A 25,071-nucleotide genomic window follows, 5' to 3' on the forward strand; every position below is an offset into this window, starting at 1 on the left:
TAAGCAGGCTTTTTCGGTGCATTGATAGAAAACTGAAATTAACGGTTGACGGCAGATTCAGGAGGTCTATAATTCGCCCCACTTCCGGCGCAGTCGAAACGGAAAACTCCTTGAAATTCAATGAGTTACGTAGTTTTTGGCAGCAAGTTGCTTCAGTTCATCGAAGCCAAAAGGAAGTTGAAAAAGAGGTGTTGACAGCAGCGTGTAACGCTGTAGAATTCGCCTCCCGCTGACGAGAGATCGGAGGCGCAAGTGGTTGAAGTTGTTGAAGAATTCTTCGAAAACTTCTGAAAATAATCACTTGACAGCAAATGAGGCTGCTGTAGAATGCGCGCCTCGGTTGAGACGAAAGATCTTAACCAATCGCTCTTTAACAACTGAATCAAGCAATTCGTGTGGGTGCTTGTGGAGTCAGACTGATAGTCAACAAGATTATCAGCATCACAAGTTACTCCGCGAGAAATCAAAGATGTAACCAACGATTGCTGAGCCAAGTTTAGGGTTTCTTAAAAACCCAAAGATGTTTGAACTGAAGAGTTTGATCATGGCTCAGATTGAACGCTGGCGGCAGGCCTAACACATGCAAGTCGAGCGGATGAAAGGAGCTTGCTCCTGGATTCAGCGGCGGACGGGTGAGTAATGCCTAGGAATCTGCCTGGTAGTGGGGGACAACGTTTCGAAAGGAACGCTAATACCGCATACGTCCTACGGGAGAAAGCAGGGGACCTTCGGGCCTTGCGCTATCAGATGAGCCTAGGTCGGATTAGCTAGTTGGTGAGGTAATGGCTCACCAAGGCGACGATCCGTAACTGGTCTGAGAGGATGATCAGTCACACTGGAACTGAGACACGGTCCAGACTCCTACGGGAGGCAGCAGTGGGGAATATTGGACAATGGGCGAAAGCCTGATCCAGCCATGCCGCGTGTGTGAAGAAGGTCTTCGGATTGTAAAGCACTTTAAGTTGGGAGGAAGGGTTGTAGATTAATACTCTGCAATTTTGACGTTACCGACAGAATAAGCACCGGCTAACTCTGTGCCAGCAGCCGCGGTAATACAGAGGGTGCAAGCGTTAATCGGAATTACTGGGCGTAAAGCGCGCGTAGGTGGTTTGTTAAGTTGGATGTGAAATCCCCGGGCTCAACCTGGGAACTGCATCCAAAACTGGCAAGCTAGAGTATGGTAGAGGGTGGTGGAATTTCCTGTGTAGCGGTGAAATGCGTAGATATAGGAAGGAACACCAGTGGCGAAGGCGACCACCTGGACTGATACTGACACTGAGGTGCGAAAGCGTGGGGAGCAAACAGGATTAGATACCCTGGTAGTCCACGCCGTAAACGATGTCAACTAGCCGTTGGGAGCCTTGAGCTCTTAGTGGCGCAGCTAACGCATTAAGTTGACCGCCTGGGGAGTACGGCCGCAAGGTTAAAACTCAAATGAATTGACGGGGGCCCGCACAAGCGGTGGAGCATGTGGTTTAATTCGAAGCAACGCGAAGAACCTTACCAGGCCTTGACATCCAATGAACTTTCCAGAGATGGATTGGTGCCTTCGGGAACATTGAGACAGGTGCTGCATGGCTGTCGTCAGCTCGTGTCGTGAGATGTTGGGTTAAGTCCCGTAACGAGCGCAACCCTTGTCCTTAGTTACCAGCACGTAATGGTGGGCACTCTAAGGAGACTGCCGGTGACAAACCGGAGGAAGGTGGGGATGACGTCAAGTCATCATGGCCCTTACGGCCTGGGCTACACACGTGCTACAATGGTCGGTACAGAGGGTTGCCAAGCCGCGAGGTGGAGCTAATCCCACAAAACCGATCGTAGTCCGGATCGCAGTCTGCAACTCGACTGCGTGAAGTCGGAATCGCTAGTAATCGCGAATCAGAATGTCGCGGTGAATACGTTCCCGGGCCTTGTACACACCGCCCGTCACACCATGGGAGTGGGTTGCACCAGAAGTAGCTAGTCTAACCTTCGGGAGGACGGTTACCACGGTGTGATTCATGACTGGGGTGAAGTCGTAACAAGGTAGCCGTAGGGGAACCTGCGGCTGGATCACCTCCTTAATCGACGACATCAGCTGCTCCATAAGTTCCCACACGAATTGCTTGATTCATTGAAGAAGACGATAGAAGCAGCCCGAAATTGGGTCTGTAGCTCAGTTGGTTAGAGCGCACCCCTGATAAGGGTGAGGTCGGCAGTTCGAATCTGCCCAGACCCACCAATTTTTGTGTGGGAAACCTGTAGAAATACGGGGCCATAGCTCAGCTGGGAGAGCGCCTGCCTTGCACGCAGGAGGTCAGCGGTTCGATCCCGCTTGGCTCCACCACCACTGCTTCTGAAGTTTGAAAGCTTAGAAATGAGCATTCCATCGCTGTGATGGTGAATGCTGATTTCTAGTCTTTTGATTAGATCGTTCTTTAAAAATTTGGGTATGTGATAGAAAGATAGACTGAACGTTACTTTCACTGGTAACGGATCAGGCTAAGGTAAAATTTGTGAGTGACTCTTAAGAGTTTTGCGAATTTTCGGCGAATGTCGTCTTCACAGTATAACCAGATTGCTTGGGGTTATATGGTCAAGTGAAGAAGCGCATACGGTGGATGCCTTGGCAGTCAGAGGCGATGAAAGACGTGGTAGCCTGCGAAAAGCTTCGGGGAGTCGGCAAACAGACTTTGATCCGGAGATGTCTGAATGGGGGAACCCAGCCATCATAAGATGGTTATCTTGTACTGAATACATAGGTGCAAGAGGCGAACCAGGGGAACTGAAACATCTAAGTACCCTGAGGAAAAGAAATCAACCGAGATTCCCTTAGTAGTGGCGAGCGAACGGGGACTAGCCCTTAAGTGGCTTTGAGATTAGCGGAACGCTCTGGAAAGTGCGGCCATAGTGGGTGATAGCCCTGTACGCGAAAATCTCTTAGTCATGAAATCGAGTAGGACGGAGCACGAGAAACTTTGTCTGAATATGGGGGGACCATCCTCCAAGGCTAAATACTACTGACTGACCGATAGTGAACTAGTACCGTGAGGGAAAGGCGAAAAGAACCCCGGAGAGGGGAGTGAAATAGATCCTGAAACCGTATGCGTACAAGCAGTGGGAGCCCACTTTGTTGGGTGACTGCGTACCTTTTGTATAATGGGTCAGCGACTTATTTTCAGTGGCGAGCTTAACCGAATATGGGAGGCGTAGCGAAAGCGAGTCTTAATAGGGCGTCTAGTCGCTGGGAATAGACCCGAAACCGGGCGATCTATCCATGGGCAGGTTGAAGGTTAGGTAACACTGACTGGAGGACCGAACCGACTACCGTTGAAAAGTTAGCGGATGACCTGTGGATCGGAGTGAAAGGCTAATCAAGCTCGGAGATAGCTGGTTCTCCTCGAAAGCTATTTAGGTAGCGCCTCATGTATCACTGTATGGGGTAGAGCACTGTTTCGGCTAGGGGGTCATCCCGACTTACCAAACCGATGCAAACTCCGAATACCTACAAGTGCCGAGCATGGGAGACACACGGCGGGTGCTAACGTCCGTCGTGAAAAGGGAAACAACCCAGACCGTCAGCTAAGGTCCCAAAGTTATGGTTAAGTGGGAAACGATGTGGGAAGGCTTAGACAGCTAGGAGGTTGGCTTAGAAGCAGCCACCCTTTAAAGAAAGCGTAATAGCTCACTAGTCGAGTCGGCCTGCGCGGAAGATGTAACGGGGCTCAAACCATACACCGAAGCTACGGGTATCACGCAAGTGATGCGGTAGAGGAGCGTTCTGTAAGCCTGTGAAGGTGAGTTGAGAAGCTTGCTGGAGGTATCAGAAGTGCGAATGCTGACATGAGTAACGACAATGGGTGTGAAAAACACCCACGCCGAAAGACCAAGGTTTCCTGCGCAACGTTAATCGACGCAGGGTTAGTCGGTCCCTAAGGCGAGGCTGAAAAGCGTAGTCGATGGAAAACAGGTTAATATTCCTGTACTTCTGGTTATTGCGATGGAGGGACGGAGAAGGCTAGGCCAGCTTGGCGTTGGTTGTCCAAGTTTAAGGTGGTAGGCTGAGATCTTAGGTAAATCCGGGATCTTAAGGCCGAGAGCTGATGACGAGTTACCCTTTGGGTGACGAAGTGGTTGATGCCATGCTTCCAAGAAAAGCTTCTAAGCTTCAGGTAACCAGGAACCGTACCCCAAACCGACACAGGTGGTTGGGTAGAGAATACCAAGGCGCTTGAGAGAACTCGGGTGAAGGAACTAGGCAAAATGGCACCGTAACTTCGGGAGAAGGTGCGCCGGTGAGGGTGAAGGACTTGCTCCGTAAGCTCATGCCGGTCGAAGATACCAGGCCGCTGCGACTGTTTATTAAAAACACAGCACTCTGCAAACACGAAAGTGGACGTATAGGGTGTGACGCCTGCCCGGTGCCGGAAGGTTAATTGATGGGGTTAGCTAACGCGAAGCTCTTGATCGAAGCCCCGGTAAACGGCGGCCGTAACTATAACGGTCCTAAGGTAGCGAAATTCCTTGTCGGGTAAGTTCCGACCTGCACGAATGGCGTAACGATGGCGGCGCTGTCTCCACCCGAGACTCAGTGAAATTGAAATCGCTGTGAAGATGCAGTGTATCCGCGGCTAGACGGAAAGACCCCGTGAACCTTTACTATAGCTTTGCACTGGACTTTGAATTTGCTTGTGTAGGATAGGTGGGAGGCTTTGAAGCGTGGACGCCAGTTCGCGTGGAGCCATCCTTGAAATACCACCCTGGCAACTTTGAGGTTCTAACTCAGGTCCGTTATCCGGATCGAGGACAGTGTATGGTGGGTAGTTTGACTGGGGCGGTCTCCTCCTAAAGAGTAACGGAGGAGTACGAAGGTGCGCTCAGACCGGTCGGAAATCGGTCGTAGAGTATAAAGGCAAAAGCGCGCTTGACTGCGAGACAGACACGTCGAGCAGGTACGAAAGTAGGTCTTAGTGATCCGGTGGTTCTGTATGGAAGGGCCATCGCTCAACGGATAAAAGGTACTCCGGGGATAACAGGCTGATACCGCCCAAGAGTTCATATCGACGGCGGTGTTTGGCACCTCGATGTCGGCTCATCACATCCTGGGGCTGAAGCCGGTCCCAAGGGTATGGCTGTTCGCCATTTAAAGTGGTACGCGAGCTGGGTTTAGAACGTCGTGAGACAGTTCGGTCCCTATCTGCCGTGGACGTTTGAGATTTGAGAGGGGCTGCTCCTAGTACGAGAGGACCGGAGTGGACGAACCTCTGGTGTTCCGGTTGTCACGCCAGTGGCATTGCCGGGTAGCTATGTTCGGGAAAGATAACCGCTGAAAGCATCTAAGCGGGAAACTTGCCTCAAGATGAGATCTCACTGGAACCTTGAGTTCCCTGAAGGGCCGTCGAAGACTACGACGTTGATAGGTTGGGTGTGTAAGCGCTGTGAGGCGTTGAGCTAACCAATACTAATTGCCCGTGAGGCTTGACCATATAACACCCAAGCAATCTGAATGCTCGAAAGAGACCAGATTGCGGTGTGTGAAGACGCAATGAACCGAAAGTTTGCGATGCTCACAAGACACCTGTATCACATACCCGATTTGCTGAAGCGAGGCCAACGTGCCACGAGTCAGTACCCGAATTTCTTGACGACCATAGAGCGTTGGAACCACCTGATCCCATCCCGAACTCAGAAGTGAAACGATGCATCGCCGATGGTAGTGTGGGGTTTCCCCATGTGAGAGTAGGTCATCGTCAAGATTAAATTCCGAAACCCCAATTGCGAAAGCAGTTGGGGTTTTGTTTTGCCCGCAGGAAAGTGGTTTGCCTGCCAATACAGGCCCTAACTGCTTGTTTTTGCCCCGATCTGACGTGAAAGCCACGCCCGGCTATAGGCCAAAACACGGCTAGCCATGGTGGTCGGAAAATGGATAAAGCCATGGGCGGACGAGGGCAGCAGATGTACTTCAACCGGTGCTGATTGTTGCCAGCGCTCAGCCAGTTCCAGCGTGTCATCGCGCAGAGGATCCAGTTCACCGGTGAACATCAACGCCGGTGGCAATCCGCTCAAGTCGCCGTACAGCGGAGACAGTGGCGGCTGCCGGCGTTCATCATCGCTCAAACCTGGCGTCAGCAGGCGCAGCGCCTCGGCCATGCCCGGGCCGTCGAGTACCAGCGTTTCAGCAGAGGCCGAGTGCACGCTCGGGGTGCCCGCGAGATCGTAGACGCCGTAATAGAGCAGGGCACCGCTGACCCGCTGCAGCAAATCGGGTGATGCTTTAAGCGCTAACAGGGTGGCGGCTGCCAGATGCGCGCCCGCCGATTCTCCGACAACGATCACAGGCAGGCCGACGAACTCCGTGCAATCGTCGCTCAGCAGCCAGCGTGCGGCGCACAGACAATCCTGCATCAGATCCTCAACTGGCGTATTGACTGCCAATCGATAGTCGACCGATACCACCGCTACGTTGCATGCCTTGACCATGCCGATATTAAGGTCGTCGTTCATCCGCGCATTGCCGATCACCCAGCCGCCACCGTGGTAATCCAGCACCACACCTTGAGCCTTTCCCTGCGGGCGGATGATTCGGACGGGTACTGAAGTGCCTTGCGAATACACCACAGTGTTTTGCGCACGCAGGTCATGTTTGAGCGGTTTGTCCGCGCTGACAATTTGACTGGCGCGCAGCAATGTCTGGATCAAGCGCGGCGTTAGCCGATTGCGGATGCGAAACCGCGGTAGCCAGGCAAGTTTGCGGTTGAAGCGCTGCATCTGTGCCAGATCACTTTCGCTGAACTCAAGCGTGTTATCAGCCAAATTCTTTCACCCTCATCAGCAATTCCCACTTAACAATACATGCCGTTACGGCGCAGCGCCGAAAGGCGCTTCGCGGTCAGGAACACTTGCATCATTCCCCACACGCTGCAATGTTTCCGGCACCGTCAGCCACAACAGCACAAGCGCCACCCCGGCAATCACGGCCAGGGTCAGAAACGCCGCGTTGTAACCGGCCTCCTGCAACACAATTCCCGCGACACTACTGCTCAACGCCGCCCCCAGACCGAAGACGGTCGAGAGGGCGCCAAGGCTGATGTTGAAGTGTCCGGTGCCCAGCGTCAGGTCTTTCACTAACACCGGGAACAGCGCCCCGAAGATCCCCGCGCCGATGCCGTCGAGCATCTGTACGGCAACCAGCCAGTAAGGATCGGCGGACAAGGTATAGAGCACGCCACGCAACGGCAGAATCAGGAAGCCTGCAAGCAGCAGCGGCTTGCGTCCCCACACATCGGCTTTGGCCCCGACCAGCAAGGCGACCGGCACCATGACCAGTTGCGCGGCGACGATACAGGCCGAAGTCAGTGGCGTCGCCATCTGCAAGTTGACTTGCGCGAGTTTCTGGCTCACCAGCGGCAGCATCGCCGCGTTGGCCAAGTGGAAGAGGGCACAACAGATGGCGAACATCAGCAGCGCCTTGTTGGTCAGTAACACTGTCAACCCGGAAGGCGCCTTGCCGTGCCCGACATCGCTTGGGTCAAGGCCTCGTGCGAGATCATGGTTGATGGCGTTGCTGTCGACGAAGCTCACGGCGATAACACTGCACAGCGCCATGACCGCCATCAGATAGAACACCGCCACCGGCCCGAACAGGTAAGCGAATCCACCGGCCAGCAGTGCCGCGCAGGCATTGCCGGCGTGGTTGAAGGTCTCGTTGCGTCCGGTGCGCCGGGTGAATGCGCGTGGCCCGGTGATGCCCAGGGTGATCGCCGAGATTGCCGGAGCGAATACCGACGCGGCTGCGGCGCTCAGCGCTTGGGTGATCGCCACCAGACTGAAGGACGTAACGAAGGGCAACACCACGCAACTGCCGGTCACCAGTAAAGCGGCAATCGCGATCACCGCTCGTTTACGGCGTGTGTTGTCGACCAGGGCCCCGGCGGGTGTCTGGGTGACAAGGGCGGCGATGCCAGCGAGGGTCATCACCAGCCCGATGCTGGCCGGCTCCCAGTGATGAACGGCCAGCAAGTAAATGGCCAGGTACGGCCCGAGTCCGTCGCGCACATCGGCGAGGAAGAAATTCAGGCTGTCCAGCGAGAGGTTGTTGCGACGATCGGTATGAGTGACCACGCTGGCATCTTCAATAAACGAGGTTCGGCGAAATGCCTCAACCTCCGCTAAGTCAGTGACTTGTGGCCTGCGGATTTAGTTTCCTGGCGGATGCCGACGGCACACACTTTTTCGATCGGCGCTCGCCCCAGCAATGGCAACCCTACCAGGGTCAGACCGATGCCGAGTAGCGCGCTGGCACTCAGCGGATCGCCAAACTGCATCCACGCCCACAACAGTGTCACCGGTGGCGTCAGAAACAGCGCGCCACTGATGCGCTGCATGCTGAAACGCTGCAGGCACAGCCAATAAAATCCGTAGCCGCCAAAAGTCGAGAAGATCACCAGCCACAGCACGCCACTGACGAAGTCTGCACTGATCGGCGGGCGCAATTCACCCTCAAAGCCTGCCAGCAGCGCAAACACAGGAATCACCGCACACACCTGAAAAAACAGCGCCGTGGTGGCCGGCATCGCAACGCCCGGCCGGGCTTTCTCAAACAAGGTCGCCGCCGCCAGCGACAATACCGCCAGTAACGGCAAGCAGTAGGCCCACAACCCCGCACTGGCCCACTCGACACTCGCAGCGCTGGCCAGCAGCATGCCGATCACGCACAGCGCCAAACCCAACCATTGCCAGCCACGTGTGCGCTGCCCCGGAACGCTGCCGGCCAGCAGCACAATCGTCAGCGGCAACAGATTGGCAAACAGCGACGCAGTGCCCGGCGTGACGCCAAGTTGAATCGAGGCGGCAATCGGTCCGATGTAGCCACCCATCGCGAACAGCCCAAGCAGTGCCTGATGCCACATGCCTTTACCGCGCAAACCACGTAGGCCAGCCCAGGTGAACGGCAGCAACAACAATGCCGCCAAAACAAAACGCCACAACGAGGCCAGGTACACGCTGCCTTGATCGGCGACGTAGCGATAGCCAATGAACCCGGAACTCCAGCTGACCACCATTGCCATCAGCAGTAAAAAACGAACAGGCATGACGTTCATCGCATGGCACCTGACAGAGGATTGAATTCGATGATATGAATCTGGCGCTGATGCATTCAAACGATACGATTCGCACCACTGATGCAGGAATCCTCAAGCATGGCCGAAGCCCTTGATATCGAACTGTTGCGCACCTTTCAGGCGATCGTGCGCTTCGGGCAATTTCTTGCCGCCGCGAGTTTCCTCAACAAGAGCCCGTCAGCGGTCAGCCTGCATGTGCGGCGTCTGGAAGCGCTGGCGGGCGGGCGCTTGCTGGAACGCGATAACCAGACGGTCAACCTCACCCCACTGGGTCGACGCTTCGCCCTGCAGAGCGCCGAATTGCTGCGTCACCACGATCAATTGCTGGCGAGCTTCAGCACGCCACTGGCCAGCGGGCGGATCCGTCTGGGGATTTCCGAGGAGTACGCCGGCGCAGTACTGGGCTGTACGTTGCCGCACTTGTCGGCAGATTTTCCGCACATCGAGCTGGAAGTCGAAACGGGTGCCAGCGGCCGTTTGAGTGCGCGTCTGGAGCGCGGGCAACTGGATCTGGCGTTGCTGGTGGTCGTCGCCAATGCGCCGCCATCGTCGCGTTGCGTAAGGATGCTGGGCCTGACCCAGCCAGTGTGGGTCGCCGCGCACAACTACACGCAGGATCTCACCCGGCCGGTACCGCTGGCCTTGCACGGCAAGGGTTGTCCCTATCGCAGCGTTGCCGTGGATGCATTGAGCGAGCAGGGACGCCGGTGGCGCGCGGTGATTGTCAGCGCCGGTGCCAGCGCGCTGGAAACAGCCATCGAGGCCGGACTGGCGGTGGGCATTGTTGATCGGGCGCAAGTGCGCCCCGGCATGCGTGTGTTGAGCAGTGAGGAGGGATTACCCGAGTTGCCGCTGCACGAGTTGCGCCTGATGCAGGCACCGGGTGAATTGAGTGAGGCGGGGGAGGTTCTGGTGCGCTTGATCGGTGACGGCTTCGTGCTGTGACGTGTTGATCGACGGCAGCCCCAGGCAGGGCCGCCGTCGGGCACCACATCAGTTAATGCGCGGATGCTGTTGCACCAACTCCTTGCGTTTGGCTTCCAGTTCGGCGATTTCGGCGTCGATGTCTTCGATTTTCTGCTCGATGTTGTCGTGGTGTTCCTTGAGCAGTTCCTTGGCTTCTTCAATGTCCGACGCGGCCGGCGCGGCACCGCGCAGGGGCTTGTTGGCGGTCTCTTTCATGGTCACGCCAGTAATCAGACCGACCACGGCAATTACCATCAGGTAATACGCCGGCATGTACAGGTTGTTGGTGCTTTCCACCAGCCAGGCCACGGCCGTCGGGGTCAGGCCGGCAATCAACACCGAGACGTTGAACGCGGCGGCCAGTGCGCTGTAGCGGATGTGCGTGGGGAACATCGCCGGCAGGGTCGAAGCCATGACGCCGATGAAGAAATTCAGCAACACCGCGAGCATCAGCAAGCCGGAGAAGATCAGGCCGATCTTGCCGCTGTTGATCAGCATGAACGCCGGAATCGCCAGCAGAAACAGACCGATGCTGCCGACCACAATGAAAGGCTTGCGGCCGATCTTGTCGCTGATAAAACCGATCGCCGGTTGCACGAACAGCATGCCGACCATGATTGCGATGATGATCAGCACGCCACGGTTTTCGCTGTAGTGCAGATTGTGCGACAGGTAGCTCGGCATGTAGGTCAGCAGCATGTAATAGGTGACGTTGGTCACCGCCACTACGCCGATGCAGGTCATCAGGCTGCGCCAGTGTTTGGTCGCAACTTCCTTGAACGAGACCTTCGGCCCGCCCGCCAATCCTTCACGGTCGCCTTCTTCGAGTTTCTCGACGTGCTGTTGAAACGCCGGGGTTTCTTCCAGCGCATGCCGCAGATAGAGGCCGATCATGCCCAGCGGCAGGGCGAGGAAAAACGGCAGGCGCCAGCCCCATTCGAGGAATTTCTCTTCGCCGATGATCGTCGAAATCAGCACCACCACACCTGCGCCGAGGACGAAACCGGCAATCGAACCGAAGTCCAGCCAACTGCCGAGGAAGCCGCGTTTGCGGTCGGGGGCGTATTCGGCGACGAAAATCGAGGCGCCGGTGTACTCACCGCCGACCGAGAAACCCTGGGCCATTTTCGCCAGCAACAGCAGGATCGGCGCCCAGATGCCAATCGACTCGTAGGACGGTATCAAGCCGATGGCGAAGGTGCTCAGCGACATGATCACGATGGTCGCGGCCAATACTTTCTGCCGCCCGTACTTGTCGCCCAAGGCACCGAAGAACAGCCCGCCCAACGGACGGATCAGGAACGGCACCGAGAAAGTCGCCAGCGCTGCAATCATCTGCACGCCAGGATCGGCGCCGGGGAAGAAGATCTTGCCCAGTGCATAGGCGACGAAGCCGTAGACCCCGAAGTCGAACCATTCCATGGCGTTGCCCAGTGCGGCGGCGGTGATCGCCTTGCGCATCTTGGCGTCGTCGACAATCGTGATGTCTTTCAATCCGATGGGATTGACCTTGTTTTTCCTTGATTTCATGCGGGTCACTCATAGCTGAACGGATTCGATGCCATTGTTTTGGTGGCATGGGTTCTTTCCGTCAGATACAAGAAGACACGAAATAATTCACTGCTCGCGGCATTTTTGTCGTTCGCACCCGCGAAGACGCAGCAGCGCCCACCCGGCGGCGATTACGCAAAAGCACAAGACGTCAGGCTGAAAACCCGGATAATGGCCGCCAATTCGTTTTTGCTCTCTGGTAAACCCGCATGGAAATCAAGGTCAACTTTCTCGACAACCTTCGACTTGAAGCCAAGTTCGACGACTTCACGGTGATCGCCGATCAGCCTATCCGTTACAAGGGCGATGGCTCGGCACCAGGGCCGTTCGACTACTTCCTGGCGTCGTCGGCCTTGTGCGCGGCTTACTTCGTGAAGCTGTACTGCGAAACGCGCAACATCCCGACCGAGAATATTCGCCTGTCGCAGAACAACATCGTCGACCCGGAAAACCGCTACAACCAGATCTTCAAGATCCAGGTCGAATTGCCCGCGGACATTTCCGAGAAGGATCGTCTGGGCATCCTGCGTTCGATTGATCGCTGCACAGTGAAGAAGGTTGTGCAGACCGGTCCCGAGTTCGTGATCGAGGAAGTCGAGAACCTCGACGCCGATGCGCAGGCCTTGCTGATGCCGCATTCGACCTCTGAAGCGGGCACCTACATCGCCGGTAAAGATCTGCCGCTGGAGCAGACCATCGCCAACATGTCGGGGATCCTCGCCGATCTGGGGATGAAGATCGAAATCGCCTCGTGGCGCAACATCGTGCCTAACGTCTGGTCGCTGCACATCCGCGACGCGCACTCGCCAATGTGTTTCACCAACGGCAAGGGCGCGACCAAAGAGGGCGCACTGGCCTCGGCACTGGGCGAGTTCATCGAGCGCCTGAACTGCAACTTCTTCTACAACGACCAGTTCTGGGGCGAGGACATCGCCACCGCCGAGTTCGTGCATTACCCGAACGAGCGCTGGTTCAAACCCGGCCCGAAAGACGAGCTGCCGCCAGAGATTCTCGATCAGTACTGTCTGGACATTTACAACCGCGACGGCGAGCTCAAAGGCTCGCACCTGTTCGACACCAACTCCGGCAACACCCAGCGTGGCATCTGCTCGCTGCCGTTCGTGCGCCAGTCGGATGGCGAGGTGGTGTACTTCCCGTCCAACCTGATCGAAAACCTGTTCCTGAGCAACGGCATGAGCGCCGGCAATACCCTGGCTGAAGCCCAGGTGCAATGCCTGTCGGAGATCTTCGAGCGCGCAGTCAAACGCGAAATCCTCGAAGGCGAAATGGCCTTGCCCGATGTGCCGCAGGAAGTGCTGGAGAAGTACCCGAGCATTCTCGCCGGGATCAAGGGTCTGGAAGAGCAGGGCTTCCCGGTGCTGGTCAAGGATGCGTCGCTGGGCGGAGAGTTTCCGGTGATGTGCGTGACCCTGATGAACCCGCGCACTGGCGGTGTGTTCGCCTCGTTCGGCGCGCACCCGAGCCTGGAAGTGGCACTGGAACGCAGCCTGACCGAACTGCTGCAGGGCCGCAGTTTTGAAGGTCTGAACGATTTGCCGCAGCCGACGTTCTCCGGCCAGGCAGTGACCGAACCGAACAACTTCGTCGAGCACTTCATCGACTCCAGCGGCGTGGTGTCGTGGCGCTTCTTCAGTGCCAAGTCTGACTTCGAATTCGTCGAGTGGGACTTCTCGGGTCAAGGCGAAAACTCCAACGCCGAAGAAGCCGCAACGCTGTTCGGCATCCTCGAAGACATGGGCAAAGAAGCCTACATGGCGGTCTACGACGACCTCGGCGCCAACGCCTGCCGGATCCTGGTGCCGGACTACTCGGAAATCTACCCGGTGGACGACCTGATCTGGGACAACACCAACAAGGCCCTGCAATTCCGCGCCGACATCCTCAACCTGCACAGCTTGAGCAAGGTCGGCCTGCGTAACCTCGCTCAAGGCCTGGAAAACAGCGAGCTGGACGATTACACCGACATCACCACGCTGATCGGCATCGAGTTCGACGACAACACGCCGTGGGGCAAGCTGACGATTCTGGAACTGCGCCTGCTGATCTACCTCGCCCTGCAGAAATTCGAGCAGGCCAAGGATCTGGTCGAAGCCTTCCTGCAATACAACGACAACACCGTCGAACGCGGCTTGTTCTATCAGGCGGTGAACGTGTGCCTGGAAATGGAACTGGACGAGGATCTGGAACTGGCCGATTACGAAGCCAACTTCCGCCGCATGTTCGGTGACGAGCGCATGGACGCGGCGATTGGTTCGGTCAACGGCAGTGTGCGTTTCTATGGTCTGACACCGACCAGCATGAAACTCGAAGGGCTGGATCGTCACCTGCGTCTGATCGACAGCTACAAGAAGCTGCATGCGGCGCGGGCTAATGCGGCGGCGTTGAATCGCTGATAGCCGACGGTCATTTTGCGCTGAGTGAATTTGTAGTGAGGGGATTCATCCCCGATGGCGCGCGAAGCGAGCCCGGCCTCTTCAACCAATAAAGAAGCGGGCCTGCTGCGCAGTCCATCGGGGATAAATCCCCTCACCACGGGTGAATATTCTGGGGACATGGAGATTCAAGGATGGAAGAGAAGGTCGTGAAGTCGAAGCTGGTCAACTTTCTGGTGGCTGACGTCGAGGTGGATTACGAAGGTGTCGGCGATTTTTACGATGCTGCCGGCAGTGGTAATGTCGGCGCATTGGCCGGCGTGCTGGAAGGTTTCAAGGAGGTGTACGGCGGGCTGTGGGTCGGCGGCAAAATGACCCTGACCAATACTGCTGTGTACCTGAATGCCAACGCCATGAATCGTATGGTTCAGGACGGCACACTGGACATCAGAGTGCCGCTGGGGATGATCCGCAAGGTCACGCTTGAAGGTGGCTTCATCACTAAAATCGTCTGTCTAGACACCGATGCAGGGAGCATTCTGTTCCGCTGCTATGGCGCCAGGGACGTCGTCGCATTGATCGAGAAGTCGATCCAGCCACGGGTGTCGACAGCGGTGCTCAAGCGGGCTCAGTAAGCAAACGCTGCCGGGCGCGACATTCAAACGCGCTCAAGCGCCGAAAACTGACTGCTCAACCACGTATACAGTTGAGACACCGCGGGCGATATCTGCTTGCGGTGCGGGCATACCATGCTCAGAGGGGAGGCGCTGCCGGGATGCTCGGGAAGTAACACGACCAGTCGACCGGCCAATACGTCCGCACTGACATCCAGCCAGGATTTGCAGGCAATTCCTTCGCCTTCCACGGCCCAGCGCCGGACGACATCGGCGTCGTCGCTGAACAGCGGTCCCGAGACTTGAATGGTTTGCTCGCCCAGACTCCACTTATCGAAAACCCGGCCATTCTGCAGATAGAGCAGGCAAGGATGTGCGCTCAGCTCTTGCGGTGTAGTCGGTTGTCCATGGCGCTCGATGTACTGCGGTGAGGCGACCAGTACACGACGGTTACCGGGAGCCAGAGGCAGCGCGACATAGTTGGCATCCGCATTCGAGCCATAGCGGATGGCGACGTCCACCGGGTCGCGAAACAGGTCGGCGACCTGGTCGGACAGGACCAGACGCAAGGTCAGTTCCGGATGCTTGCGGCGGAACTCCGAAAGCCAGGGCAGCAGCACATTGCGCCCCAGGTCGGAGGGCGCGGTCACCTGCAGTACACCGCGAAGTGGCGTGTTTTCGCCGCGCAGATTTTCCTTTCCCTGTTGGAGCGCTTCCAGCACCGCGTGAGCGGTCGGCAGGTATTGCTCGCCTTCGGCCGTCAGACGCAGGCTGCGCGTAGTGCGGGCGAACAGGCGCACGTCCAGTTCGCGCTCCAGGCGCTTGATGGCGGCGGCGACCTGCCCGGGCAACAGATCAGCCTCCAATGCGGCGGCGGTAAAACTGCCCAGCGCGGCACTGCGCGTGAACAGACCCAGATCATCAATGCGGATCATCTTCACTCCAGGGGTGAAAGAGTTGGCGGATTCTGACGGTTTTTCTTTGTGCTCGTGAGCTTGAAACTGTTTGCAAGTGTGTGCGTCATCCCTTCAAACAGTGAGTGTTCATGAAAGTCTTCACCTTTACGCCTCCGGCTCTGACTATCGAAGCAGCGAGTGCATTGCTCCACGCCGAAAAATCCGTTTCAACCCTCGGTTTCAGGGGGCTGCTGATAGAAATTGGCGCGATTTCGGTGGGGGCGGCCGATATCGCTGCGCAGTCCCTGACACTGAGCAAGGAACCGCCAATATTGGGCTGGGGAGCGTCGGGGACTGTCCGCGAAGTCGGTAGCGGCGTAAGTCTGTTCCAGCCGGGTGATGAGGTTTACTACATGCACGCCGGCTCCTTGGCCAGCCCCGGCGGATACCAGCGATTTCATCGGGTGGATGAGCGCATTGTCGGTCACAGGCCACGCTCGTTGAGTGCCACCGAGGCGGCGGCGCTGCCGTTCGCAGCGCTCATCGCCTGGGAGTTGCTGTTCGATCGCCTTGGCGTCGAGCAGGATTCGGGCGACGGTGATTGTCTGTTGATCATCGGGGACGCCGCTGGCGCAGCTTCAATGCTGGTGCAGCTGGCCCGGCAATTGACTCGCCTGACCGTGATTGCCAGTGCTAATAGTCCCGACCAGGCTGCGCGACTGCGGCAGTGGGGGGCACACCATGTGATTGATTGCACACAACCGCTGATGGAGCAGTTGCAGGCAGTGGCCATTGCCGACGTCAGTCACGTCGTCAGCCTGGCCCGCACCGACCAGCACTTCTTGCAGTTGATTGAGGTGCTGCGGCCACAGGGACGCATCGGCGTGATCGACGATCCGCGCAACCTGGACGCGCTACTGCTCAAGAGCAAATCGTTGTCGCTGCACTGGGAAATGATCTTCACCCGGCCCCTGTACGCAACCGCCGATATGATCAACCAGCATTACCTGCTCAATCGCGTCTCCACGCTGTTCGACCAGGGGCTTCTGCAAACCTGCCCAGAGGCAGATGTCAGCGGCACAGCGGGCGATGACATGGATCGCGCACAGGCGCTGATTGAACGCTTCAAGGGTTCATTTTCATTTTTAAAGTGAAAGTGTTGGTGCGTTTTGCAGGTTTTTCTTTGCCAGGGGGCAGTTGAAGATGGCTGCAAGTGAGTGCCACAGCCCATCCGACAGCGAGTTCCCATGAAAGCCATCACGTTTACCCAACACGCTTTACCCATTGAAGATCCACAGTCATTGATCGATACCGACATCCCCGTGCCGACCCCGGGCCCGCGAGACCTGCTGGTCGAAGTGCGTGCGGTGTCGGTCAACCCGGTCGATACCAAGGTGCGCGCCGGTACTTTCACCAAGGAACCGAAAATCCTCGGCTGGGATGCTGCCGGCGTGGTGCGTTCGGTCGGTTCCGATGTGAGCCTGTTCCAGCCCGGTGATGAAGTGTTTTACGCCGGTTCGATTGCCCGCACCGGCAGTTACAGCGAGTACCACCTGGTGGATGAACGCATTGTCGGGCACAAACCGCGCTCGCTGAGTGCCGCCGACGCGGCGGCGCTGCCGCTGACTTCGATTACGGCGTGGGAGTTGTTATTCGATCGGCTCGGAGTCGCCGAGGGCACAGGGGAGGGCAAGTGCCTGCTGATCACCGGGGCCGCCGGAGGCGTGGGGTCGATGTTGGTGCAACTGGCTCGGCAATTGACCCGGCTGACCGTCATCGGTACCGCTTCACGGCAGGAGACGGCGGACTGGGTTCGCCAGTCAGGCGCGCATCATGTGATCGATCACAGCGCGCCACTGCTCGGTCAATTGCAGGCACTGGGTATCGACGAAGTCAGCTACGTCGCCAGCCTGACCCACACTGAGCAGCACTTCGCGCAGTTGATCGAAGTCCTGCGGCCACAGGGGCGTCTGGGCGTGATCGATGACCCGGACACCCTCGATGTGATGCCGCTCAAGCGCAAGTCGCTGTCGTTGCACTGGGAGCTGATGTTCACCCGCTCGTTGTACGAAACCCAGGACATGATCAATCAGCATGAATTGCTCAACCGCGTCTCGGACCTGATCGATTCGGGCGTGTTGCACACCACTGTGGGTGAGCACTTCGGTGCGATCAACGCGGCGAATATGCGCCGTGCCCATGCGCTGGTCGAGAGCGGCAAGGCCCGGGGCAAGATCGTTCTCGAAGGTTTCTGAGCAGCATCCACCCGAACATTCAGCCCGGCCCTGTAGCGGGCCGGTCAGGAGCACTTTATGCGTTTGAAAAAACTTCCCGCGGTGTTGGCGCTGACATCGGCGTGCGCCTTGGCCATGCCGTTCGCCCATGCTATCGACGCGGTTGCGGTGCCGGCCAACGCCCCAGCCGATAATGCTTTCGGCAAACTGGAACAGGTGCACGCGTTCTACGATGCGATGCCCACCGGGGTGACGGTCAGCGAGACCGGGCGGATCTTCGTCAACTTCCCGCGGTGGGGCGATGACGTCCCGTTCACTGTCGGCGAGCTTCGCGACGGCAAGGTCGTGGCTTATCCCGATGCTGCGATCAACCGGGAAAACCCCCTTGATCCCAGTGATGGCCTGATCAGCGTGCAAAGCGTGGTCGCCGACGGTCAGGGCCGTGTCTGGCTGCTCGACACCGCGGCTCCGGGCTTCTCGGACCCCAAACCGCGCGGCGCGAAACTGGTGGCGGTGGATCTGGCAAGCAACCGCGTGGTCAAGCGTCTGGTGTTCCCGGACAACGTGATGCTGCCCAGCACCTATGTCAACGACATGCGTTTTGACTTTCGTACTGGCACAGAGGGGACTGTTTACCTGACCGATTCGTCCTTGCGTGGCCCCGGCGCCATTATCGTCATGGACATCGCCAGCGGCCGTGCCATGCGCCGCTTGAGCGGAGCGCCATCGACCTCGGTTGATCCGGCATTCGTGCCGGTGGTGGAGGGTTTGCCGGTCACGGTGGAAGCGGCGGATGGCAAGCGCAGACCGCTGGCAGTGGCTTCGGACGGCATCGCGCTGTCGGCGGACGGCCAGACGCTGTACTTCACGCCGCTGTCCAGTAGGCACCTGTATTCGGTTGCCACGGCGCTGCTGCGCGATGCCAGCGTCAGCGAAGCGCAACTGGCCGCCGCCGTTCAGGATCTGGGCGAGAAGGGCGCGTCCGATGGCATGGAGGCCGATGCTGCCGGTGCGTTGTACGCCGGTGACTACGAGCACAACTCGATCCGCAAACGCCTGCCCGATGGCCAATGGCAGACGCTGGTGCATGACCCGCGACTGCTCTGGCCCGACACTCTGTCCATCGGCCCGGATGGCTACCTGTATTTCACCGCTAACCAGCTGCATCGTCAGGCGGTGTTTCGCGGCGGCCAGGATCAGCGGCAAAAACCCTACAGCCTGATGCGTCTGAAAATCGATGCGGCGCCTGCGCCTACCCGTTGAAAACTGTTTTCACTATTGGAGAAATGACGATGAATGCGTCCACTGAGGTGTTGGTTTCGATTGCCGTGCTCAAGGCCAAGGCCGGTCAGGAGCAGGCATTGAAAGAGGGGCTGTTGGCACTGGTTGAGCCGACACGCGCAGAGCCGGGCAATCTTGACTATGTATTGTTCGAGCTGCGCGACGCACGCGGGACGTTCTACATGCGCGAGGCTTTCAAGAATCAGGCGGCGCTGGATGCGCATTTCTCCATGCCATATTTCCAGCGCTTTGCCGCCACGGCGGATGACCTGCTCGAAGAGCCGCTGCAATTGATCTTCCTTGAGCAAGTTTCGTCCTGAGAACGCTTTGACGTTCAACTGTTCATTCAATCTTTCGGGGTGTTCTGCAATGAAAGAGTCTGTGCCAGGGCCGAAGCATTCACTGCCGGTGCCACAAGACAGCGACGAGGTCGAAACCCGCGAATGGCTGGAAGCCCTGGCCGGGGTCGCGCGGGTCGGTGGCAGGTCGCGAGTCAGATACTTGCTGCAACGTCTGGCCGAGCAGGCGGACCGGTTGGGCGTGCAGGGCGCCAGCAGTGCCTATTCGCTGTACCAGAACACCCTCGCGCGCGAGCAACAGGACGACTATCCCGGCGACCTGGTGATGGAAGAGCGGATCACCTCGATCATCCGCTGGAACGCCTTGGCGATGGTGGCGAAGGCCAACAAGGCTTACGGTGAGTTGGGTGGGCACATCGCGAGTTTTGCCTCGGCTGCCGAGATATTCGAAGTCGGCTTCAATCACTTCTTCCGCGCGGACAGCGAGGCCGGGCGCGGCGACCTGGTGTACTTCCAGGCGCATTCGGCACCGGGTGTTTACGCGCGGGCGTTTCTGGAAGGTCGCTTGCAGGAAGCGCAATTGCAGCGCTACCGGCAAGAGGTGGACGGCGGCGGTTTGTGTTCGTATCCGCACCCTTGGTTGATGCCCGATTTCTGGCAGTTTCCCACCGGCTCGATGGGCATCGGCCCGATCAATGCGATTTACCAGGCGCGGTTCCTGCGCTATCTGCAACATCGTGAGATTGCGCCGACGCACGGGCGGCATGTCTGGGGTGTGTTCGGTGATGGAGAGATGGATGAGCCGGAATCGATTGCCGCGCTGTCGCTGGCCGCCCGGGAAAATCTCGATAACCTGACCTTCGTGATCAACTGCAATCTGCAGCGCCTCGATGGCCCGGTGCGCGGTAACGGGCAGATCGTCCAGGAGCTCGCCGCGTTGTTCAGCGGCGCCGGCTGGAACGTGATCAAGGTGCTCTGGGGTTCCGATTGGGATCCGTTGTTTGCCCGGGACGAGGGGCATGCGCTGTTACGCCATTTCGCCGCCATGGTCGATGGCGAGTATCAGAACCTGGGGGCCAATGACGGTGAGTACAACCTCAGTCATTTCTTCAACCAGGATCCACAGCTGCGGGCGCTGGTGGCAAACATGAGCGCGCAGCAGATCGATGCGCTGCGCCGCGGCGGCCACGACTTTCGCAAACTGCACGCGGCGTTTGCAGCGGCGAAACAGCACAAGGGCAGGCCGACGGTCATTCTGGCGAAAACCAAGAAAGGCTTTGGCATGGGCCGGATCGGCGAGTCGCGCAACACCTCGCACCAGCAGAAGAAACTCGATGTCGAGGCACTCAAGGCGTTTCGTGATCGCTTTGGTTTGCCGCTGGATGATCAGGCCGTCGAAGAGCTGCGTTTCTATCGCCCGGCAGCCGACAGCGCCGAGCTGCAATACTTGCAGCAGCGGCGCCAGGCATTGGGCGGGTATTTGCCCAGGCGCAACAGTCAGGCGCCGGTCATCAATGTTCCGCCACTCGACAGTTACGCGCGTTTCGCGCTGACGCCGGATGCCCGGGAAAACTCCACGACCATGGCGGTGGTGCGCCTGTTCACCCAACTGATCAAGGACCCAGAGCTGGGGCCACGCATCGTTCCGATCGTCGCCGATGAGGCACGCACATTTGGCATGGCGAACCTGTTTCGGCAGATCGGCATCTACTCGTCCGTGGGGCAGTTGTACGAGCCGGAAGACGCTGGCGCCTTGCTCTACTACAAGGAATCCACCGACGGCCAATTGCTCGAAGAGGGCATCACCGAGGCCGGGGCGATTTCTTCCTGGGGCGCGGCAGCGACGTCCTACAGCGTCAGCGGCGAGCCGATGCTGCCGTTCTACATCTACTATTCGATGTTCGGCTTTCAGCGGGTTGGCGATCTGATCTGGGCGGCGGCCGATCAACGTGCCCGGGGCTTTTTGATCGGGGCGACGTCCGGGCGTACGACCCTTGCCGGCGAAGGGCTGCAGCATCAGGACGGCTCCAGCCAATTGATCGCCGCGACGGTGCCCAACTGCCGCGCCTACGACCCGGCCTTCGCCAGTGAGGCGGCGGTGATCATCGACCATGGCAGCCGGCGCATGCTGGAGCAGCAACAGGATGAGTTCTATTACCTGACCGTAACCAACGAAAACTACGTGCAGGCGCCGCTGGAACCCGAGCAGTACGACGACGTGATTCGCGGAATGCGCCTGTACGCCCGGCACGGGGATGGCTCAGCGGCAGTGCGCCTGCTGGGCTCGGGGGCGATTCTGCAGGAAGTGATTGTCGCCGCGCAGATGCTGGAGGACGACTGGCAGATCAGCAGCGAGGTCTGGAGTGTCAGCAGTTTTGCCGAGCTGGCCCGTGATGCCCGCGAGGTGCAGCGCCAACAGATGTTCGCCGCGCAGTGCGAAGCGCAAAGTCATCTGCAACGTTGTCTGCCCGGCAGCGCACCGATTGTGGCGGCGAGCGACTACGTTCGGGCCTATGCGCAACTGGTAGCGCCCTACCTGCAGGCACCGTACGTGGCGCTGGGCACCGATGGCTTCGGGCGCAGCGACACGCGCTCGGCACTGCGCCGGTTCTTCGAGGTGGGTCGCCTGCACATTGTGTTGGCGGCACTGGCTTCGCTTGATCCGCAAGCTCACGTCCGGGCGCTGGAGAAGTACGGCATTGATGCGCGCGATCCGGCGCCGTGGAATCGCTGATGGCGGGCTATCAGTGAGCGAGTTCGCCGCTGTTTCCCGGAGCCATCGTGTGAAACGCGCCGTCTGCACCTTTGGCACAGAATTGTTTCGGGACTGGGGTTTCCACGGTGTTATTGCCGACGACAGAGAGCTTGTTCAATTCGACAATGCAGCCTGCGCTGAAGGTGCTGAGTTTGACGATCTTCAACTGCATCTCATAATCCTGCCCCGGTTGCGGAATGAACGACACGGGTTTGGGCGAGCAGGCAATCGAACCCACCATGCCGAAAACCGCCAAAAACGGTTTATTAGCTTGCACCACGTATTCATCGAACTGTTTGGTGGTGCTGTTGATATTCCGGCTTGTCTGGCTGGCCGGCATGCCGACCACGCTGTTGCGATGGTCCGAGTCCCTGAATGGATAGACCCCCGAGGAATCGCTATGCGCCATTTTCCAGCCGGACTCCTCAGGCGAACCACCCTTGAACGTTTCATTCATGAACTTTTCACAGCTTTGGCCGTTGAAGTACGCGCCGTGGGCGTTATCGCCCGTGATCAATCGCACCCGGGCACCGGTGACCGGATCGTACCTGGCAGCCTCGGCCTCATTGCGGACATCGACTTTACTGGTGGCGCAGCCGATCAGAGTCAGGCTGAGGGCGAGGGGGAGAAGTTGACGCATGGATGACCTTTCTGTGCTGTGAAGATGTTGAGCGCTGCATCCGCAGGCCTCGGGAAGACACCGGATACGTGATGGTCGCCCGGGTTATAGCGGCCTGATGGCGCGAAGGTTTAGAAGAAAGGGCACTGATGCGCTGTTGACGCAATTTTGACTGGCCTGCTCAGGGAGCCAGGCAGCTTGGTGCAGTGTGCGGCGATCAACGTTTGCACTGCGCCTGCACCACCTGGCAGGTGTTCGGTGTTCCGCCGGAGCGGCCCGCATAACGCATGCAGTTATTCATCGATTTCTTGCGCGCCATGCTCAAGGTGTCGCCCCAGGCCAGACCACCTTCGCCGGAAGTGGGCACGGCTTTGGCGTAGCAGTTCGAGCCGATGGTGGCGTAGCGCTTGCTTGAACAGCCGGCTGTCAGCGCCAGGGTGGTGGCGAGCAGGGTGAGTAGCAGCCAGGACGAGCATTGGCGTGCGGTGATTGTGGTCATCTGGGTTCCTCGTTGGGGCATGCGCCTCAATTGCCTCGCTGACAGGTGTTGGGCATTATCCAGCAATCGACATAAGGAAACGTCCCCAATGCGTGTACCCACACTACACCTGATGTGCGGCAAGATCGCCTCGGGCAAATCGACACTGGCCAAATCACTGGCTGAGGAGCACGGCGCGCTTGTGATCAGTGAGGATCAGTGGCTGTCGCGGCTGTATCCGGAGCAGATCAAATCCGTGGCCGATTACGTTCGATGTGCGCGGCAGATTCGCGGAGTGCTGGGGCCGTTGGTGATTGATGTGCTTAGCGCGGGGGTGAGTGTGGTGCTGGATTTTCCGGCCAATACCGTGGCGGATCGGCAATGGCTGCGAGGGCTGGCGGATAGCGCGCGAGTGCCGCACTGCCTGCATTACCTGGAAGTGGATGACGCCACCTGCCGTGCTCGTCTGCATGCGCGTAATACGCTGGCGGAGCACGAGTTTGCCGCTTCGGATGCAGAGTTTGATTTGATCACCCGTTACTTTCAGGTGCCGGAGGTGGGCGAGGGGCTGGAGATCGTCATGCACCGCAATCGCCAGCAGGGCTAGCTCCCACGATGATCTTCACCGCCTGATCCACGGAGAGACTCGCGGTGTCGAGCCGAAGGATCGGCTGCGTCCAGGCCTCATATTCGTGATTCACAACAGAAGACCAGCTCGGGGGAGTCTGCCCCGTTATGTCTGATTGCCGATGCTCCACCCGGCGACGATGCTCATGTGGGTCAGAGCAAATCACTTCGATGTTGAGCAACGGCGCGCCCGAGCGAACCGCGATGTCGGCCCACGCTTGCCGGCTCTCAGCGACCGGATTCACGCAATCAACCACGACACTGTGGCCGGGACGCAAATTGTTCATGGCCAGCTCGTTGGCGACCCGGTAACCGCTGGTACCGACATCATTAGCCAGAACCCCGGCGTTGCGGATGGCTTGCTCGATCGTGTCGATACGCAGGTAGGTCGCATCCAGCCGGGTCGCGAGTGATCTGGCGATGGTGGTCTTTCCGGTTCCCGGCAGGCCGCTGAAGACAATTAGCATTGGCAGTCCTTGTTCGCAGTGGCCCATGTCGCGTTCAGAAGTGGATGAAGACCTGACTTACAACGCCCACATCCGAATCAGGGCAAATTGCAGATCCACGGTGACGCATGTCCGGCCATCTACCCACTCATCTTCGCGAAGACGGCGTCCGGTATTGGTTTCGCGCTCGCCTTTGGCGATGACCAGGACGAACAGGCGGGTGGGGCATTCGAAAGAGCGCAAGCGGTCGACATCGGCCCGCACTGACCAATCGCCTTCCAGGCACTTGGCTTGCGAGACATCGCCCAGGCATTTGATTTCGGCGACCATCCTCGGAGCGCCGTTGTCGTCCAATGAGTACAGGTCTGCCTTGCGTCGGTCGCCTATCGGCAGATCCGTCCAGATCTCGACCTCATCTTCGAACCAGGCTTGAAGGCTTATCTGGGCTTGAATCCAATGCTCGCGGCAACTGTTGAGTTGCAGCACTTGCTCCAGGTTCTTCTCCATGCCGCGAAAGGCGCGCTCGAACAATCCGAGCCATTGAGTGGTGTCCATTTCACATTTCCTGTGTCAGTCCATTTGGGGGAGGGATTATGGACGGAATCGCCTTCAACCGAAAACTCCACATCATCACCGAACCCTGTAGGAGTGAGCCTGCTCGCGATAGCGGTATATCGCTGACATTTGCGTTGTCTGACACACCGCTATCGCGAGCAGGCTCACTCCTACAGTGGCTCTCCGGCAGATACGGACAAAAAACGCGGCCCACGGCCCGATCGCGCAGCCATTTCCTTGCGCAGTCGTTCTGTCA

The 25,071-nt window shown here is 58.3% G+C and carries 18 protein-coding genes, 2 tRNA genes and 3 rRNA genes; 14 read left to right on the forward strand and 9 right to left on the reverse strand.

Annotated features, from left to right (window positions below):
• Positions 1–526: 526 nt before the first annotated feature.
• The 5 genes from ACS4NR_RS06065 (at position 527) to rrf (ending at position 5,735) form a co-directional block, all read left to right on the forward strand.
• Positions 527–2,063, forward strand: a 16S ribosomal RNA gene (locus ACS4NR_RS06065).
• A gap of 81 nt (positions 2,064–2,144) precedes the next feature.
• Positions 2,145–2,221: transfer RNA gene (locus tag ACS4NR_RS06070), tRNA-Ile, on the forward strand.
• A 29-nt stretch (positions 2,222–2,250) separates the two neighbouring features.
• Positions 2,251–2,326: transfer RNA gene (locus ACS4NR_RS06075), tRNA-Ala, on the forward strand.
• Positions 2,327–2,573: 247 nt separating this feature from the next.
• Positions 2,574–5,465 (forward strand): 23S ribosomal RNA (locus tag ACS4NR_RS06080).
• A gap of 154 nt (positions 5,466–5,619) precedes the next feature.
• Positions 5,620–5,735, forward strand: a 5S ribosomal RNA gene (gene rrf, locus ACS4NR_RS06085).
• Together the 16S, 23S and 5S rRNA genes with 2 tRNA genes alongside form the textbook arrangement of a ribosomal RNA operon.
• Positions 5,736–5,817: 82 nt before the next feature.
• Here rrf and ACS4NR_RS06090 read toward each other — a convergent pair.
• The 3 genes from ACS4NR_RS06090 to ACS4NR_RS06100 form a co-directional block, all read right to left on the reverse strand.
• Positions 5,818–6,747: an alpha/beta hydrolase fold domain-containing protein gene (locus ACS4NR_RS06090; protein ID WP_456020359.1), complete on the reverse strand. Its 930-nt coding sequence runs from the start codon at positions 6,745–6,747 to the stop codon at positions 5,818–5,820.
• Between the two features lie 90 nt (positions 6,748–6,837).
• Positions 6,838–8,100, reverse strand: coding sequence for an MFS transporter (locus ACS4NR_RS06095; RefSeq protein ID WP_456019383.1), 1,263 nt, complete (start codon positions 8,098–8,100; stop codon positions 6,838–6,840).
• A gap of 47 nt (positions 8,101–8,147) precedes the next feature.
• The gene (locus tag ACS4NR_RS06100) at positions 8,148–9,080 is read right to left on the reverse strand and encodes a DMT family transporter (protein ID WP_456019384.1); all 933 of its coding nucleotides are present in this window, start codon (positions 9,078–9,080) and stop codon (positions 8,148–8,150) included.
• Between the two features lie 99 nt (positions 9,081–9,179).
• Here ACS4NR_RS06100 and ACS4NR_RS06105 point away from each other — a divergent pair, with 99 nt between their 5' ends.
• Positions 9,180–10,046 carry a LysR substrate-binding domain-containing protein gene (locus tag ACS4NR_RS06105; protein ID WP_095135278.1) on the forward strand — a complete coding sequence of 289 codons (867 nt, stop codon included), beginning with the start codon at positions 9,180–9,182 and terminating at the stop codon, positions 10,044–10,046.
• Between the two features lie 48 nt (positions 10,047–10,094).
• On the opposite strand, the gene proP is transcribed toward ACS4NR_RS06105, so the two are convergent.
• Positions 10,095–11,597, reverse strand: coding sequence for a glycine betaine/L-proline transporter ProP (proP, locus tag ACS4NR_RS06110; RefSeq protein WP_047602059.1), 1,503 nt, complete (start codon positions 11,595–11,597; stop codon positions 10,095–10,097).
• A gap of 230 nt (positions 11,598–11,827) precedes the next feature.
• On the opposite strand from proP, the gene ACS4NR_RS06115 reads away from it, so the two are divergent.
• A complete protein-coding gene (locus ACS4NR_RS06115; RefSeq protein ID WP_456019385.1) occupies positions 11,828–14,032 on the forward strand; it encodes an OsmC domain/YcaO domain-containing protein in 2,205 nt (734 codons plus the stop codon).
• A 173-nt stretch (positions 14,033–14,205) separates the two neighbouring features.
• The gene (locus tag ACS4NR_RS06120) at positions 14,206–14,646 is read left to right on the forward strand and encodes a hypothetical protein (RefSeq protein WP_443536265.1); all 441 of its coding nucleotides are present in this window, start codon (positions 14,206–14,208) and stop codon (positions 14,644–14,646) included.
• A 23-nt stretch (positions 14,647–14,669) separates the two neighbouring features.
• Here ACS4NR_RS06120 and ACS4NR_RS06125 read toward each other — a convergent pair whose 3' ends face one another.
• Entirely contained in the window at positions 14,670–15,560 is an 891-nt protein-coding gene (locus ACS4NR_RS06125; protein WP_443536263.1) for a LysR family transcriptional regulator, read from the reverse strand.
• A gap of 110 nt (positions 15,561–15,670) precedes the next feature.
• Here ACS4NR_RS06125 and ACS4NR_RS06130 point away from each other — a divergent pair, with 110 nt between their 5' ends.
• From ACS4NR_RS06130 to mdeB, 5 genes are all read left to right on the forward strand, one after another.
• Positions 15,671–16,675: a zinc-binding alcohol dehydrogenase family protein gene (locus ACS4NR_RS06130; RefSeq protein ID WP_456019386.1), complete on the forward strand. Its 1,005-nt coding sequence runs from the start codon at positions 15,671–15,673 to the stop codon at positions 16,673–16,675.
• 93 nt (positions 16,676–16,768) lie between these two features.
• Entirely contained in the window at positions 16,769–17,776 is a 1,008-nt protein-coding gene (locus ACS4NR_RS06135) for a zinc-binding alcohol dehydrogenase family protein (RefSeq protein WP_095135300.1), read from the forward strand.
• Between the two features lie 57 nt (positions 17,777–17,833).
• Positions 17,834–19,018: an L-dopachrome tautomerase-related protein gene (locus tag ACS4NR_RS06140; RefSeq protein ID WP_456019387.1), complete on the forward strand. Its 1,185-nt coding sequence runs from the start codon at positions 17,834–17,836 to the stop codon at positions 19,016–19,018.
• 29 nt (positions 19,019–19,047) lie between these two features.
• On the forward strand, positions 19,048–19,356 hold the full coding sequence (locus ACS4NR_RS06145) for a putative quinol monooxygenase (RefSeq protein WP_443536258.1): 309 nt from the start codon (positions 19,048–19,050) through the stop codon (positions 19,354–19,356).
• A 49-nt stretch (positions 19,357–19,405) separates the two neighbouring features.
• The gene (gene mdeB / locus ACS4NR_RS06150; protein WP_456019388.1) at positions 19,406–22,069 is read left to right on the forward strand and encodes an alpha-ketoglutarate dehydrogenase; all 2,664 of its coding nucleotides are present in this window, start codon (positions 19,406–19,408) and stop codon (positions 22,067–22,069) included.
• A gap of 10 nt (positions 22,070–22,079) precedes the next feature.
• Here the strand turns inward: mdeB and ACS4NR_RS06155 are convergent, their stop codons facing one another.
• Both ACS4NR_RS06155 and ACS4NR_RS06160 read right to left on the reverse strand, forming a co-directional pair.
• Entirely contained in the window at positions 22,080–22,730 is a 651-nt protein-coding gene (locus ACS4NR_RS06155) for a hypothetical protein (protein ID WP_456019389.1), read from the reverse strand.
• 196 nt (positions 22,731–22,926) lie between these two features.
• A complete protein-coding gene (locus ACS4NR_RS06160; protein WP_095135309.1) occupies positions 22,927–23,208 on the reverse strand; it encodes a hypothetical protein in 282 nt (93 codons plus the stop codon).
• Positions 23,209–23,296: 88 nt separating this feature from the next.
• On the opposite strand from ACS4NR_RS06160, the gene ACS4NR_RS06165 reads away from it, so the two are divergent.
• A complete protein-coding gene (locus tag ACS4NR_RS06165) occupies positions 23,297–23,794 on the forward strand; it encodes an AAA family ATPase (protein WP_456019390.1) in 498 nt (165 codons plus the stop codon).
• On the opposite strand, the gene ACS4NR_RS06170 is transcribed toward ACS4NR_RS06165, so the two are convergent.
• A complete protein-coding gene (locus tag ACS4NR_RS06170; RefSeq protein WP_456019391.1) occupies positions 23,766–24,281 on the reverse strand; it encodes an AAA family ATPase in 516 nt (171 codons plus the stop codon). The genes ACS4NR_RS06165 and ACS4NR_RS06170 overlap by 29 nt on opposite strands.
• Before the next feature lie 57 nt (positions 24,282–24,338).
• The gene (locus ACS4NR_RS06175) at positions 24,339–24,815 is read right to left on the reverse strand and encodes a hypothetical protein (RefSeq protein ID WP_456019392.1); all 477 of its coding nucleotides are present in this window, start codon (positions 24,813–24,815) and stop codon (positions 24,339–24,341) included.
• Positions 24,816–25,071: the final 256 nt, after the last annotated feature.

Source organism: Pseudomonas sp. JQ36 (assembly GCF_053851495.1).